The 14,267-nt window shown below is 31.0% G+C and carries 13 protein-coding genes; 12 read left to right on the top strand and 1 reads right to left on the bottom strand.

Annotated elements, in window-relative coordinates:
• Positions 1 to 170 precede the first annotated feature (170 nt).
• On the bottom strand, positions 171 to 950 hold the full coding sequence (locus tag RCH18_RS13155) for a 5'-nucleotidase (protein WP_326937224.1): 780 nt from the start codon (positions 948 to 950) through the stop codon (positions 171 to 173).
• Between the two features lie 46 nt (positions 951 to 996).
• On the opposite strand from RCH18_RS13155, the gene RCH18_RS13150 reads away from it, so the two are divergent.
• The 12 genes from RCH18_RS13150 to RCH18_RS13095 all read left to right on the top strand — a co-directional run bounded on the left by RCH18_RS13150 (position 997) and on the right by RCH18_RS13095 (position 12,904).
• The gene (locus RCH18_RS13150; RefSeq protein ID WP_326937223.1) at positions 997 to 1,515 is read left to right on the top strand and encodes a DUF6913 domain-containing protein; all 519 of its coding nucleotides are present in this window, start codon (positions 997 to 999) and stop codon (positions 1,513 to 1,515) included.
• Between the two features lie 8 nt (positions 1,516 to 1,523).
• On the top strand, positions 1,524 to 2,411 hold the full coding sequence (dapA, locus tag RCH18_RS13145; RefSeq protein WP_326937222.1) for a 4-hydroxy-tetrahydrodipicolinate synthase: 888 nt from the start codon (positions 1,524 to 1,526) through the stop codon (positions 2,409 to 2,411).
• Positions 2,412 to 2,537: 126 nt separating this feature from the next.
• Positions 2,538 to 3,332, top strand: a complete 795-nt coding sequence (locus RCH18_RS13140) for an outer membrane protein assembly factor BamD (protein ID WP_326937221.1) — start codon at positions 2,538 to 2,540, stop codon at positions 3,330 to 3,332.
• 8 nt (positions 3,333 to 3,340) lie between these two features.
• Positions 3,341 to 3,658 carry a DNA-directed RNA polymerase subunit omega gene (locus tag RCH18_RS13135; protein WP_073017603.1) on the top strand — a complete coding sequence of 106 codons (318 nt, stop codon included), beginning with the start codon at positions 3,341 to 3,343 and terminating at the stop codon, positions 3,656 to 3,658.
• Positions 3,659 to 3,665: 7 nt separating this feature from the next.
• Positions 3,666 to 4,880, top strand: coding sequence for a bifunctional phosphopantothenoylcysteine decarboxylase/phosphopantothenate--cysteine ligase CoaBC (gene coaBC, locus RCH18_RS13130; protein ID WP_326937220.1), 1,215 nt, complete (start codon positions 3,666 to 3,668; stop codon positions 4,878 to 4,880).
• Between the two features lie 63 nt (positions 4,881 to 4,943).
• Positions 4,944 to 5,828 carry a type IX secretion system protein PorD gene (gene porD, locus RCH18_RS13125; protein WP_326937219.1) on the top strand — a complete coding sequence of 295 codons (885 nt, stop codon included), beginning with the start codon at positions 4,944 to 4,946 and terminating at the stop codon, positions 5,826 to 5,828.
• A 39-nt stretch (positions 5,829 to 5,867) separates the two neighbouring features.
• Entirely contained in the window at positions 5,868 to 7,520 is a 1,653-nt protein-coding gene (gene recN, locus RCH18_RS13120) for a DNA repair protein RecN (protein ID WP_326937218.1), read from the top strand.
• 85 nt (positions 7,521 to 7,605) lie between these two features.
• On the top strand, positions 7,606 to 8,796 hold the full coding sequence (gene fabV, locus RCH18_RS13115) for an enoyl-ACP reductase FabV (protein ID WP_326937217.1): 1,191 nt from the start codon (positions 7,606 to 7,608) through the stop codon (positions 8,794 to 8,796).
• A 144-nt stretch (positions 8,797 to 8,940) separates the two neighbouring features.
• Positions 8,941 to 9,942 carry a glycosyltransferase gene (locus RCH18_RS13110; RefSeq protein ID WP_326937216.1) on the top strand — a complete coding sequence of 334 codons (1,002 nt, stop codon included), beginning with the start codon at positions 8,941 to 8,943 and terminating at the stop codon, positions 9,940 to 9,942.
• 1 nt (position 9,943) lies between these two features.
• Positions 9,944 to 10,531, top strand: coding sequence for a dephospho-CoA kinase (gene coaE / locus RCH18_RS13105; protein ID WP_326937215.1), 588 nt, complete (start codon positions 9,944 to 9,946; stop codon positions 10,529 to 10,531).
• A gap of 68 nt (positions 10,532 to 10,599) precedes the next feature.
• Positions 10,600 to 12,183, top strand: coding sequence for a sensor histidine kinase (locus tag RCH18_RS13100; protein WP_326937214.1), 1,584 nt, complete (start codon positions 10,600 to 10,602; stop codon positions 12,181 to 12,183).
• 4 nt (positions 12,184 to 12,187) lie between these two features.
• The gene (locus RCH18_RS13095) at positions 12,188 to 12,904 is read left to right on the top strand and encodes a response regulator transcription factor (RefSeq protein ID WP_326937213.1); all 717 of its coding nucleotides are present in this window, start codon (positions 12,188 to 12,190) and stop codon (positions 12,902 to 12,904) included.
• The last annotated feature ends 1,363 nt before the right edge of the window (positions 12,905 to 14,267 follow it).

Below are 14,267 nucleotides of genomic sequence, written 5' to 3'. Positions count from 1 at the left end.
TTTGTGCTCGTTCTATTTTTTAAATATAAATTGGAGCTATTTAATTGGTCCTTTCCCTTCGCTTTTTACAGTTTTCGCTATATCTATATCTTTTAGTTTAAAAAAGGATATCACTTTAATAATTAACAAAGTCTGCGTTGCTCTGGACTCTTCACGTGGTACTTTTTTACTTATTCAGCAATTATTCTATTATCTTTTAAAACTGGGATTGTATCTACTTGCTTAAAGTAATCTATTAGTATGTTTCTTAATTTATAATCCAAATCATATTTTTGAATTCCTTTCTGAAAAAAATTCATATTATCGCCTCCATCGGCTAAGTAATCATTGGTCCCTACATAATAAATAGTTTCTTTAGCAATAGGTTTTCCTTGAACCAAAATATTTTTTGGTTTGTTTGTTTTATCAATTGTAAAAGTAATTCCAGCTAGCGGATGAGCTTTTTTATCGGCAATAAAAAAATCAACTAATTCAAGAACTTGTTCTCCTTTTAACGCGATAACAACCATACTGTTTTCAAAAGGCATAATTTCAAAAGCATTTCTAGCTGTAATATTTCCTTTTGGGAGTATAGATCGTATTCCGCCACTATTCAACAAACAAATATCAATATTTTTTTTTTCTCTATTTTGAAAAACTAGATTGCCACGCATTAGTGATACATCAGCCATTAAATTTCCAATAGTGGTTTGCCATTTGCCAGAACTTTTATCTAAGGTTTCTGGACAATACGCAAGAATACTGTCGAGGTCTTTATTAATATGTTCGCGATACGGTTTAATATAATTCTCAATTTCAGGAACTTGATTTTGTTTTTCAGTTATCTGAATTCGTTTTCCCTCAATCTTTGTAATAGAGTAATTTTTTTTACTACAAGAAAAAGCAAAAAATAATGTTAAGAATATAACAAAAAGTTTAGAAACTCGATTATACTTTTTTAGATTTACCATTTTAAATGTGACTTATTAATTAATTTTGTAACCAAGTAAAAGTAATATGTTTTTAAATCATTTGAAGGAATTAATGCTAAAAAAAACATTAAAAAAAAGTGTAAATAATTTAGATACAAATTTTCCAGATGGTACGATTCAGAGAGTGGGTTTACTAATTGATATCAGTTCATTTCTAGAAGTAGAAAAAGTAATAAAGGAATTAATCTCAAACGGAGTTTTAGCAGATAATATAACAACACTGGCTTATTTAGATAAAGAAAAAAGTGATCAAAAAAGGAATTTTACTGTAATTACTGGATCACAACTTTATTGGAATGGTGAAATGAAAAGTCAAGAAATGAAAAATTTTGCTAATCAAAAATTTGATCTCTTACTAAGTTATTATAATGTAGAAAAGGCAATTTTACTCAAAATAACTCACGACTCTAAAGCAAACTTCAAAGTTGGTTTCGCGACAATAGACAAAAGATTTAATCATTTTATGATCAAAACTAAAATTGAAAACCACACAATTTTCATAAATGAATTATTCAAATATTTAAAATTATTAAACAAATTATAAATCTCATTATGCAATCATTAATAGGGACTGGTGTAGCACTTGTAACACCTTTCAAGCAAGATTTTTCAATAGATACGGAAGCATTAAAAAAAATTGTAAACTTTTCTATCGATGGAGGAATTGAATATTTAGTAATACTAGGCACAACAGCAGAAAACGCTACCTTGACTCAGGACGAAAAAGAATTAGTCATTCGCACTGTTATCGAAGCTAATAATGGGAGTTTACCTCTAGTATTAGGAGTAGGAGGCAACAATACTATGGAAGTAGTTCACGAGTTAAAAACACGTGATTTATCAGCATTTGTAGCTATTTTATCTGTTTCACCTTATTACAATAGACCAACTCAAGAGGGAATTTATCAGCATTTTAAGGCGGTTGCTGAAGCTTCGTCTATTCCTGTGATTTTATATAATGTTCCTGGAAGAACTGCAAGTAATATGTTACCAGCAACAGTTTTACGATTAGCTAATGATTTTAAAAATGTTGTAGCCATTAAGGAAGCCGCAGGTGATATTGTACAAGCGATGCAATTAATAAAAGATAAGCCAAAAGACTTTCTCGTTATTTCTGGTGATGATATGATTGCTTTACCAATAGTTTTAGCTGGCGGTGCAGGCGTAATTTCAGTGATAGGTCAAGGTTTTCCAAAAGAATTTTCGGAAATGATTCGTTTAGGTTTGAATAAAAAAGTAGATGAAGCCTTTAAATACCAATACCTTTTATCAGAATCTATTGATATGATTTTCGAACAAGGAAACCCAGCAGGAATCAAACAAGTGTTTCTCTCATTGGGAATTTCAGAAAATACGGTTCGTTTGCCGCTAGTTAAAGTTGATGATTCTTTAGCGGAAAGACTAAATAATTTTGTCAACAAAATTAATAATCAGGTATAAAAAAGACTGTATTTATAAACGACAAATATATTTTGAAGTCGCTAAATTATTAACTAAATTTGCCACCGAAACTTCGGTATGATTTCGTGGGAATTTTAACTAAGAAATCATTGTAAAAGTAAAAAAATGAAAAAAATAGTATCTGTAATACTTCTTGTTGTTCTATTTAGTTCTTGTAATGAGTATCAAAAAGCTTTAAAATCTGAAGATGTAGCCGTTAAATTTGAGATGGCCACTGCTCTATATGATGCAGGAAAATATTCAAAAGCAATTCGAATTTTTGAACAAATAGCTCCTGCTTACCGGGGAAAACCACAAGCTGAGAAATTGTTTTATATGTTTGCGCAATCTTATTATAAAACAAAACAATACACATTGTCAGCGTATCAATTTGAAAGTTTTGTCTCTGGATATCCTAAGAGTGAGAAGGTACAAGAAGCAGCGTATTTAGGTGCAAAAAGTCACAGTATGTTGTCACCAGTTTACAGCTTAGATCAAACGGACACTAATAAAGCTCTGGATAAATTACAAATGTTTATTGACAATTATCCAAACTCTCCGTATTTAGCTGAGGCTAACAGCACAGTTAAAGCTTTAAGCGAAAAAATAGAGAAAAAAGTGTATGAAAATGCAAAGGGATACAATACCATTTCTGATTTTAAAGCAGCTATTGTTGCCTTAGATAATTTTGTTGCAGACTATCCCGGAACTCCCTTTAAAGAAGATGCTTTGTATTACAAGTTGGATTCTGCCTACCAATTAGGGATTAACAGCATTCCTTCTAAAATGGAAGAGAGATTGAATGTTGCTAAAACAGCACAAGCGAATTTAATAAAATTCAATGCTGAAACAAAATATAAAAAAGAAGCTGACCAAATGTTAGTTCGAATAGAAAAAGATTTACAAAAATTTACTAAATAAATAAAGTCATGGATTTAAAAAAGACGAATGCTCCAGTAAATACAATAACATATAATAAAAGTGTTATTGAAGAACCTACTGGTAATGTGTATGAAGCAATAACCATTATGGCTAAAAGAGCAAACCAAATCAATTCTGAAATTAAAAAAGAATTGACAGAAAAGTTGGAAGAATTTGCAACGTATAATGATAGTCTTGAAGAAGTTTTTGAAAATAAGGAGCAAATTGAGGTTTCTAAATTTTACGAAAAACTTCCTAAGCCACATGCTCTTGCAGTTCAAGAATGGTTAGACGGTAAAATCTATCATAGAGATTCTAATAAATAATAGTACGATGTCAGTTTTAAACGGTAAGAAAATTTTACTAGGTATTTCTGGTGGAATTGCCGCTTATAAAACAGCATCCTTAGTACGACTTTTCATAAAAGCAGGTGCACATGTCCAAGTGATAATGACACCTGCTTCTAAGGATTTTATAACACCACTTACTCTTTCCACATTATCTAAAAATCCAGTATTTTCTAGCTTCTATAATAAAGACGATGAAAATGAAAAGTGGAACAATCATGTAGAATTGGCACTTTGGGCGGATGTAATGGTTATTGCTCCGGCAACTGCAAATACCTTGTCTAAAATGACAAATGGAACTTGCGATAATTTATTAGTTGCCGCTTATTTATCTGCTAAATGTCCAGTTTATTTTGCCCCTGCAATGGATTTAGACATGTATAAACATCCTTCTACCACTTGGAATTTTGATTTATTAATGCAGTATGGTAACACAATTATACCTGCTGAATCTGGTGAATTAGCAAGTGGATTATCTGGCGAAGGTCGCATGGCTGAACCTGAAAATATAGTAGCTTTTATTGAAGCAGATCTTAATAGTAAGTTGCCACTAAAAGGGAAAAAAATATTGATTACTGCAGGTCCCACATACGAAGCTATTGATCCGGTACGTTTTATAGGAAATCATTCTTCAGGTAAAATGGGATTTGATATTGCAGAATGTGCCGCTAATCTTGGTGCGACAGTAATTCTAATTTCAGGACCAACTCATTGTAAATTTATCAATTCAAAGATACGGCTTGTTCCTGTAGTTACTGCACATGAAATGTATGTTGCCTGTCACGATTATTATAGCGATGTTGATGTAGCGATAGCTGCAGCAGCAGTTGCTGATTATAAACCCAAACATATTGCCAGTCAAAAGATAAAGAAAGTTGATGATAATTTTACAATCGAATTAGCGAAAACTAAAGATATTCTGAAATCATTAGGGGTTAAGAAAAAAAATCAGTACTTGATCGGTTTCGCTCTGGAGACAGAAAATGAAATAGAAAATGCAAAGCTTAAAATTCAGAAAAAAAACTTAGATTTGATTGTTTTAAACTCTTTGCGAGATGAGGGTGCTGGTTTTGGAAAACCAACAAATAAAGTCACTTTTATAGATAAAGATTTCGCTATTGAAGCTTTGTCATTAAAATCTAAAGAAGCTGTTGCTGCTGATATTTTGAATAAAATTGTAAAGCATTTTGATAGTATTTAATAGCGGTTATAGCTTTACAATCAAAAATTTTGATTTCAGAACGATTTAAAAATTAAAGTATAAATGAATAAATTAATTACTTTTTTACTGTTTTTTGTATTTGGCTTTACACAGTCGCAGCAATTAAACTGTGTTGTAACAGTCGATTCTCGTCAATTGAGCGTAACCAATCAGCAAGTTTTTAAAACTTTAGAGACTTCAATAACAGAGTTTTTAAATAAGACAGATTGGACTGGCGTTTCTGTAAAACAGAATGAAAAAGTAAATTGCTCCATGTACATAACGATCTTAGAAAATAATTCAGATCAATTTACAGCAACTATTCAAGTGCAATCCTCAAGACCTATTTACAATTCCTCTTACGCTTCGCCTGTTCTAAATTATAACGATAAAGATTTTAATTTTAAATATACTGAATTTGAGAATCTCGTTGTTAATGCTGATGTGTATGAATCTAATTTAGTTTCTGTTCTTTCTTTTTACAGTTATTTAATTTTAGGTATAGATAACGATACATTTATTTTAGAAGGCGGAAATCCTTTGCTTAAAATTGCTCAAAACATATCTAATGTAGCTCAGCAAAGTGGTGCAAAAGGTTGGAGTCAATCGGATGGATTACAAAGTCGTTATTTTTTAATAAATGATTTATTATCGCCCACATTTAGCCAAATTAGAAATACTATGTTTGACTATCACACAGGTTTAGACTTAATGACAAACGACTTAAAAAAGGCAAAGGAAAAAATTAAAACTGCTTTATCAAATTTGTCTGAATTGAATAATTCACGGCCAAATGCTTATATGACCAGAGTGTTTTTTGATGCCAAATCAGATGAGATTGTATCGATATTCTCAGGCGGGCCAAATATTACTATATCTGACTTAACAGATAATTTGAATAAATTATCACCATTGAATGCAAGTAAATGGGCAGAAATTAAATATTAATAGATCCTGCTACACCTAATTACAAAATAAAATAAATAAATGATAACGTCACTTTCGATAAAAAACTACGCTTTAATTGAAAAATTGACAATCAATTTTTCTAAAGGTTTCTCTACAATTACTGGAGAAACGGGTGCGGGTAAATCTATAATTTTAGGGGCTATTGGACTCGTTTTAGGAAAGAGAGCCGATTTAACTTCATTAAAAAATAAAGAAGAAAAATGCATCATCGAAGCGCATTTTGAAATCTCTAAATATAATTTAAAGCCTTTTTTTGAAGCTCACGACTTAGATTATGAAAATGAAACGATCATTAGACGTGAAATTTTACCATCGGGGAAATCTAGGGCTTTTATAAATGATAGTCCAGTAAATTTGCAAGAACTTCAGGAATTGAGTTTGTTTTTGATAGACATTCATTCGCAACAGCAAACTCAAGAACTTTCTGATGAAAATGTCCAGTTTAATATTATTGATGCAATTGCTGCTAATAAGGAATTGGTTATCGAGTATCAAACTTTATTAAAAACCTATAAATCAGATAATACAAAACTCAATACGCTGCTTAAGAAACAAAGCGATTCTAATAAAGAGCAAGAGTACAATACATTTTTATTAAATGAATTAGTGATAGCCAAATTGAAATCAGGTGAACAAGAAACGCTTGAAACTGATTTTGAACAACTGAATAACGTTGAAATTATTAAAGAATCTATCGATAAGGCTTTGGCTATTGCCAATGATGAACATTTGGGTGTACTGAATAATTTAAAAGAGATTAAAATTTCACTACAAAAAATTGCTCCTTTTGCGCCAGAATACAATGCTTTGTTAGAAAGAATTTCTAGTATTACTATTGAATTTGATGATGTCTCCGAGGAGTTAAATCGCAGTTCAGAAAAAGTGATGAGTGATCCCGAACAGTTGGAGTTGATTAGTCAAAAGCTACAGCTTATTTTTAATTTGCAAAAAAAGCATCAAGTAAAATCAGTTGATGAATTACTGGTAATTCAAAATAATCTGGAAAATCAAGTTTTAGAACTTGGAAATATGGAAGAAGAAATAGCAAAACTGACTAAAACAATTGATCAAAAAGTAAAAAGTTTAGATTCTCTAGCCGTTAAAATCAATAAAAACAGACTAAAATCAATTCCCTTATTATCAGAGAAGTTGATTGCGATTTTAGGAACACTGGGAATGCCAAATGTTCGGTTTAAAATTGATTTAAATCCAAGTCTAGTTTATTTTTCAAATGGAAAAGATGAACTTCAGTTTTTATTTTCGGCTAATAAAGGATCTGATTTTGGATTGCTTAAAAAAGTAGCATCAGGCGGCGAAATGTCACGAATTATGCTAGCTGTAAAAGCAATATTAGCGCAATATTCAAAATTGCCTACTCTTATTTTTGATGAAATTGACACGGGAGTATCTGGTGAGATTGCAATTCGAATGGGAGAAATTATGAAGCAAATGAGTGGTGAAATGCAAATATTTGCAATAACGCATCTACCACAAATTGCCGCTAAAGGTGATGCTCATTTTAAAGTAGCTAAATCTACAGTGGGTGATGATACACAATCTGAATTAACATTATTAAGTGATGAAAATAGAGTGATTGAAATAGCCCAGATGTTATCAGGAACTACGGTTTCTGAATCAGCCTTAAATCATGCTAAAGCGTTGCTTAACTAATATTTTCTGTTATATTTGTCTTTTTAAATAATTTGGCGAAAGCCTGGAAATTGATACATTTTACTTAATTCAAAGAATACCATATATGATTATTGAACCTAGAATGAGAGGATTTATTTGTACGACATCTCACCCGAAAGGATGCGAGCAAAATGTTAAAAATCAGATAGAATATATAAAATCTAAGGGAGCTATTGATGGCGCAAAAAAAGTTTTAGTAATAGGTGCTTCTACAGGCTTTGGTTTAGCTTCTCGAATTACAAGTGCTTTTGGTTGTGACGCAGCCACTATAGGTGTATTTTTTGAAAAAGAACCAGCAGAAGGGAAAACAGCTTCTCCAGGTTGGTACAATTCTGCCGCATTTGAAACAGAAGCACATAAAGCCGGTTTGTATGCCAAAAGTATAAATGGTGACGCTTTTTCTAATGAGATAAAAAAACAAACTTTAGCATTAATCAAAGCTGATTTAGGTCAAGTTGATTTAGTAATTTATAGTTTAGCTTCACCAGTACGTATGCATCCTGAAACGGGAGTTTTGCATCGCTCGACGCTAAAACCAATAGGGGATACATTTACAAATAAAACGGTTGATTTTCATTCTGGAATAGTTTCTGAAATATCAATTCAACCCAGCAGTGGTGATGATATCGAAAATACTGTTGCTGTAATGGGTGGTGATGATTGGTCGATGTGGATTGAAGCTTTAAAAGCCGAAAACTTATTAGCTAATGGAGCTACAACAGTTGCTTATTCATATATTGGACCATCATTAACTGAGGCTGTATATAGAAAAGGAACAATTGGTCGCGCTAAAGATCATTTAGAAGCAACAGCGTTTTCTATCACTGAAAGTTTAAAAGCTATTGCTGGAAAAGCTTTTGTATCTGTGAATAAAGCCTTAGTAACGCAAGCTAGTTCAGCAATACCAGTAATTCCTTTATATATTTCTTTGTTGTATAAAATAATGAAAGAGCAAGGTATTCATGAAGGTTGTATTGAACAAATTCAACGTTTATATCAAGATAGATTGTTTACTGGCAATGAAGTGCCTGTAGATGAAAAAGGTAGAATTCGCATTGATGATTTAGAAATGCGTCCCGATGTGCAAGCCAAAATAGCGACGTTATGGAATGAAGCAGTAAGTGAAAATCTTGGTGAAATAGGAGATTTAGAAGGATATAGAAAAGATTTTTATAACTTATTTGGGTTTGATGTTGAAGGCGTAGATTATAAAGCGGATGCTAATGAAATGATGCTTATTGAAAGTATCGCTTAATTAAATTACATAATAACAACATATAAATTTTAAGTTTAAATATTAGGAAAACCATCAACTTGTAGTTGGTGGTTTTTTTATCGATAAAGTTTATATTTGTTAGAATTTTCAAGTCTATTCCCATAAAAATATATTCCCTAATTTATGTTGTTTTCCTTAATAATTCCCGTTTACAATAGACCTGATGAAGTAGATGAACTTTTAGAAAGTTTAACGCATTCAACTTATAAAGAGATTTTTGAAATTGTTTTAATTGAGGATGGGTCCACGCTATTATGTAAAGATGTAGCCGAGAAATATGGTAACCAACTAGACATTTCTTACTATTACAAAAGTAATTCTGGTCCTGGTGCTTCTAGAAATTATGGAATGAAAAAAGCCACGGGAGATTACTTTATTATTTTTGACTCCGATTGCATTATTCCAAAACAATATTTAACTGAAGTTGATCATGCTTTAAAGCGGGAATATGTCGATTGTTTTGGTGGGCCAGATCAAGCTTTAGATAGTTTTTCGGATATTCAAAAAGCAATTAACTTTGCAATGACTTCCTTTCTAACTACTGGCGGAATAAGAGGTGGATCAGAAAAAGTAGGCAAGTTTCAGCCGAGAAGTTTTAATATGGGATTGTCTAAAAAAGCCTTTGAAGCATCGCAGGGTTTTGGAAATATTCATCCCGGTGAAGATCCTGATTTAACAATTCGATTATGGAATTTGGGTTTTGAATCCAGACTTTTCCCCGCTGCTTATGTTTATCACAAACGTAGAATTGACTGGGATAAATTCTCTGTTCAAGTGAATAAGTTTGGAAAAGCGAGACCAATATTAAATAGTTGGTATCCTAAATACAATAAAGTTACCTTTTTTTTTCCTTCGGTATTTATTATGGGATTCTTAGTAGCGTTTCTATTGATGCTATTTTTTAATATTGATTTATTATTGCAGTTGTATTTTTTGTATTTTTTAATGCTATTTATAGTGTCAACGTATCAAAATAAAAGCATAAAAATTGGCTATTTATCCATAATAGCAGTTTGGAAACAGTTTTACGGCTATGGTATAGGATTTATACAATCTTACTTTAAAGTAATTATTTTAAAACAAAAACCTCAGGAAGCATTTCCTGAATTATTCTTTAAGATATAATATGACAAAAATTATAGGTTTAACGGGTGGTATAGGAAGTGGTAAAACCACAGTGGCTAAATATTTTGAGTCCTTGGGTGTACCAATATATATTGCTGATGATGAGGCTAGGCAATTAATGCAAACATCTGAAATTATGATAAATATTAGAACATCATTTGGTGATGCAATTTTTGATGGGGAAGTTCTTAATAGAGAAAAGTTATCCCAAATTGTGTTTAACGATCCAGAGTCCTTAAAAAAACTGAATTCAATTATTCATCCAGCGGTTAAGAAACATTTTCAAGATTGGGTACTGACAAAAAAGGATGTAGAATTTATTATTTATGAAGCGGCAATTTTATTTGAAAGTGGGAATTATAAAAATTGTGATTATGTTATTTCAGTAACAGCAGCTGTTGAGACCAGAATCGAGCGTGTTATTGCCCGCGATAATACCACTCGTGAAAATGTGTTAAAAAGAATGAAAGCACAATGGACTGATGAAGAGCGAATTGCCAAGAGCGACTTTGTAATTGAAAATAGTAATTTAGATATTGCTAAACAACAAGCTACCGAAATTCTTAAAATAATAGGGATTAAACAATAACAGTCTTAAATGTTAATGTTTGGTTAATGCATTATTTAATATATTGTTAAAATCATAAATTTGTTTAAATGAACAAACTTTTTTTTAGATTATTAGTTTTATTAATGAGCTTATCCTTAATTGGGATTATCCTTGTTCAAGTGTATTGGTTTAATACTTCTTTTAAAAATAATGACGAGCAATTTAAATTTCATGTAAAGCAAGTAATTAGTGATGTTGCTAATAAAATACAAAAACAGGAAGCTTATAATTTTTACGATAAAATAAATCAGCTTAAAGACAGTACAGGAAAAATTCCAGAGAAGAATGATATTTTAGAATTCTATTATATTCAAAAAAATCCAAAGACTAAAAAAACTATTATTTATTCAAATAGCATCATTTCTGAAGATTATAATATTTCGCCAACGTTCTTTGATAAAAAATTTAATAGCGATAATTTCAAAAGTTTTAGTTCTAAGAGAGTGACAGAGGTTTATAATGATAAATCATTAGATAAATCCTCAGTGACTAGAAGTTTAATACCAGATGTACGAATTGAGAAATCAGGAAATTTAGATGTCTTAGATAACGCTTCATTTGAAATTTATTATAAAGATTTTGCTGCTGTTTTACCCATTGAGGAACGCGTTTCTAAAGAAATATTAAATGCGCTGATAAAAAAAGAACTTTTAGCTTCTGGTGTAAATACCACATTTGAATTTAGTGTTCATAACAATAGTAAAGCAACTAAAGTAGAGTCCAAGAATTTTAAATACGATAAAGAAACAACCTATTCAATGCCTATATTTTCTGATAATGAAGGAAATAGTAGGTATGAATTATTGGTTACCTTTCCTTTAAAAAAGAAATTCTTATTATCTGAATTAGTTAGTATTACTATTCTTTCTATAGTTTTTACATTGATTATTTTGATTGCTTATACCAGTGCTTTAAATCAATTAATAAGACAACGTCAAATATCTGAGATTAAAAATGACTTTATTAATAATATGACACATGAGTTTAAGACTCCTATTGCGACTATCAATTTAGCTTTGGACGCTATTAGAAATCCAAAAATTATTGACGATAAAGAAAAGGTTTTGCGCTATTTGCAAATGATTAAAGATGAGAATAAAAGAATGCATGCACAGGTAGAAAATGTATTGCGTATCTCTAAATTAGAGAAAAGAGAATTAGATATTGCAAAAGAATCACACAATATGCACGAAGTAATTAATGATGCAATTGAACATGTAAATTTAATATTAGAAGATAGACAGGGAACGGTAATCAATCATTTTCATGCATTAAGAAATACTGTTTTAATCAATGATGTTCATTTTACTAATGTCATTGTCAATATTTTAGAGAACGCAATAAAATATTCGCCTAATATTCCTTATATTGAAATTACTACGGAGAATATAAAGGATATGATTATTATCAAAATTAAGGATAAAGGATTAGGAATGAGTAAAGTGGCTCAAAAAAGAGTATTTGAAAAATTTTATAGAGAACACACGGGTGATATACATAATGTGAAAGGACACGGCTTAGGATTAGCGTATGTAAAAAGAATAGTAGACGACCATAACGGTCAAGTATATGTGGAAAGCGAGAAGGGAAAAGGCAGTACCTTTATAATAAAATTACCATTAATAAATTAAAAATATGGAAAATGTAAATAAAAGAATTCTTCTAGTTGAAGATGATCTTAATTTTGGAGCAGTTTTAAAAGATTATTTAATGCTAAATGACTTTGATGTCACTTTAGCTAAAAATGGGATGGAAGGATTTGAGAAATTCAAAAAAGACACTTTCGATTTATGTATTCTAGATGTGATGATGCCGTATAAAGATGGGTATACATTAGCCAAAGAAATAAGAGAAAAAAACACCGAAGTGCCTATCATATTTTTAACAGCTAAATCTATGAAAGAGGATGTGTTAAAAGGATATAAAGCTGGAGCTGATGATTATCTTAATAAACCATTTGACTCTGAAGTTTTATTAATGAAAATTAAGGCAATAATTCAGAGAAAATCATCTGATACTAAACCAGAGCAAGTACAGTTTGAATTTAACATTGGTAAATTCCATTTGAATTCTAAACTTCGTTTCTTAACTTTTAATAAAGAAGAGCCAATAAAATTATCTCCAAAAGAAAATGAGCTATTAAAAATGCTCATTTTACATGAGAATGATCTAATGCCAAGAGAATTAGCATTGACTAAAATATGGAGAGATGATAATTATTTTACATCTAGAAGTATGGATGTTTATATAGCCAAATTAAGAAAATACTTAAAACTGGATGAAGATGTTGAAATTCTAAACATTCATGGAGAAGGATTTAGATTAGTAGTTAAAAATAAAGTTTCCTTATAAAGTAAAAGGCTTCAAGAAATTGAGGTCTTTTTTTTGTTTAAAATAAATCAAAAGATTTACCTCTATTTATTTGTGAAGAATATTTTTTAGATGATATGAAATCACAACTTATCGACTTCTCGGTACTTTTTTGGCTACATCATTTCTTTTCTATTCAAAATTCTGCTAGCCAAAAACACTCGAAGTGACGCGATAGAACTGACAACGTATTCTTATTCCATTATTCAACAAAACATCATGATAAGCCACCGTCTGTTCGAGTGTTTTTATACATTAGCGCTAGCGGTTGTATAAAAATGTATCGACTTCTCGGTACTTTTTTGGCTACATCATTTCTCTTCTATTCAAAATCTCGATAGCCAAAAACACTCGAAGTGACCTGATAAAATTATAATAGCTTATTTCCATTCGATCATTTAATTAGACATGATGAACGCCCGTCTGTTCGAGTGTTTTTATACATTAGCGCTAGCGGTTGTATAAAAATGTATCGACTTCTCGGTACTTTTTTGGCTACATCATTTCTTTTCTATTCAAAATCTCGATAGCCAAAAACACTCGAAGTGATCTGATAAAATTATAATAGCTTATTTCCATTCGATCATTTAATTAGACATGATGAACGCCCGTCTGTTCGAGTGTTTTTATACGTTAGCGCTAGCGGTTGTATAAAAATGTATCGACTTCTCGGTACTTTTTTGGCTACATCATTTCTTTTCTATTCAAAATCTCGATAGCCAAAAACACTCGAAGTGACCTGATAAAATTATAATAGCTTATTTCCATTCGATCATTTAATTAGACATGATGAACGCCCGTCTGTTCGAGTGTTTTTATACATTAGCGCTAGCGGTTGGATATAAATGTATCGGCTTCTCGGTACTTTTTTGGCTACATCATTTCTTTTCTATTCAAAATCCTGCTAGCCAAAAACACTCGAAGGGACGCGATAAAACTGACAACGTATTCTTATTCCATTATTCAACAAAACATCATGATAAGCCACCGTCTATTCGAGTGTTTTATACACTAGCGCTAGCGGTTGTATAAAAACGTATCGACTTCTCGGTACTTTTTTGGCTACGAGAATTTTTTCCTGTTAATAATTGTGCTAGCCAAAAACACTCGAAGTGACGCGATAAAATTATAATAGCTTATTCCCATTCGATCATTTAATTAGACATGATGAACGCCCGTCTGTTCGAGTGTTTTTATACGTTAGCGCTAGCGGTTGTATAAAAATGTATCGACTTCTCGGTACTTTTTTAGCTACATCATTTCTTTTCTATTCAAAATCTCGATAGCCAAAAACACTCGAAGTGACCTGATAAAATTATAATAGCTTATTTCCATTCGATCATTT

Source organism: Flavobacterium sp. PL11 (assembly GCF_035985025.1).
Classification (GTDB): Bacteria; Bacteroidota; Bacteroidia; order Flavobacteriales; family Flavobacteriaceae; genus Flavobacterium.
The sequence above is the reverse complement of the archived record's forward strand: the minus strand, read 5'-3'. Positions and strand labels throughout refer to the sequence as shown.

Coding starts and splice junctions, on each gene's coding strand:
- porD (WP_326937219.1), top strand. CDS start 4,944: ATGAATAAATTAATTACTTTTTTACTGTTTTTTGTATTTGGCTTTACA.
- RCH18_RS13140 (WP_326937221.1), top strand. CDS start 2,538: ATGAAAAAAATAGTATCTGTAATACTTCTTGTTGTTCTATTTAGTTCT.
- RCH18_RS13155 (WP_326937224.1), bottom strand. CDS start 950: ATGGTAAATCTAAAAAAGTATAATCGAGTTTCTAAACTTTTTGTTATA.
- RCH18_RS13100 (WP_326937214.1), top strand. CDS start 10,600: ATGAACAAACTTTTTTTTAGATTATTAGTTTTATTAATGAGCTTATCC.
- recN (WP_326937218.1), top strand. CDS start 5,868: ATGATAACGTCACTTTCGATAAAAAACTACGCTTTAATTGAAAAATTG.
- RCH18_RS13150 (WP_326937223.1), top strand. CDS start 997: ATGTTTTTAAATCATTTGAAGGAATTAATGCTAAAAAAAACATTAAAA.
- RCH18_RS13095 (WP_326937213.1), top strand. CDS start 12,188: ATGGAAAATGTAAATAAAAGAATTCTTCTAGTTGAAGATGATCTTAAT.
- coaE (WP_326937215.1), top strand. CDS start 9,944: ATGACAAAAATTATAGGTTTAACGGGTGGTATAGGAAGTGGTAAAACC.
- coaBC (WP_326937220.1), top strand. CDS start 3,666: ATGTCAGTTTTAAACGGTAAGAAAATTTTACTAGGTATTTCTGGTGGA.
- RCH18_RS13135 (WP_073017603.1), top strand. CDS start 3,341: ATGGATTTAAAAAAGACGAATGCTCCAGTAAATACAATAACATATAAT.
- fabV (WP_326937217.1), top strand. CDS start 7,606: ATGATTATTGAACCTAGAATGAGAGGATTTATTTGTACGACATCTCAC.
- dapA (WP_326937222.1), top strand. CDS start 1,524: ATGCAATCATTAATAGGGACTGGTGTAGCACTTGTAACACCTTTCAAG.
- RCH18_RS13110 (WP_326937216.1), top strand. CDS start 8,941: ATGTTGTTTTCCTTAATAATTCCCGTTTACAATAGACCTGATGAAGTA.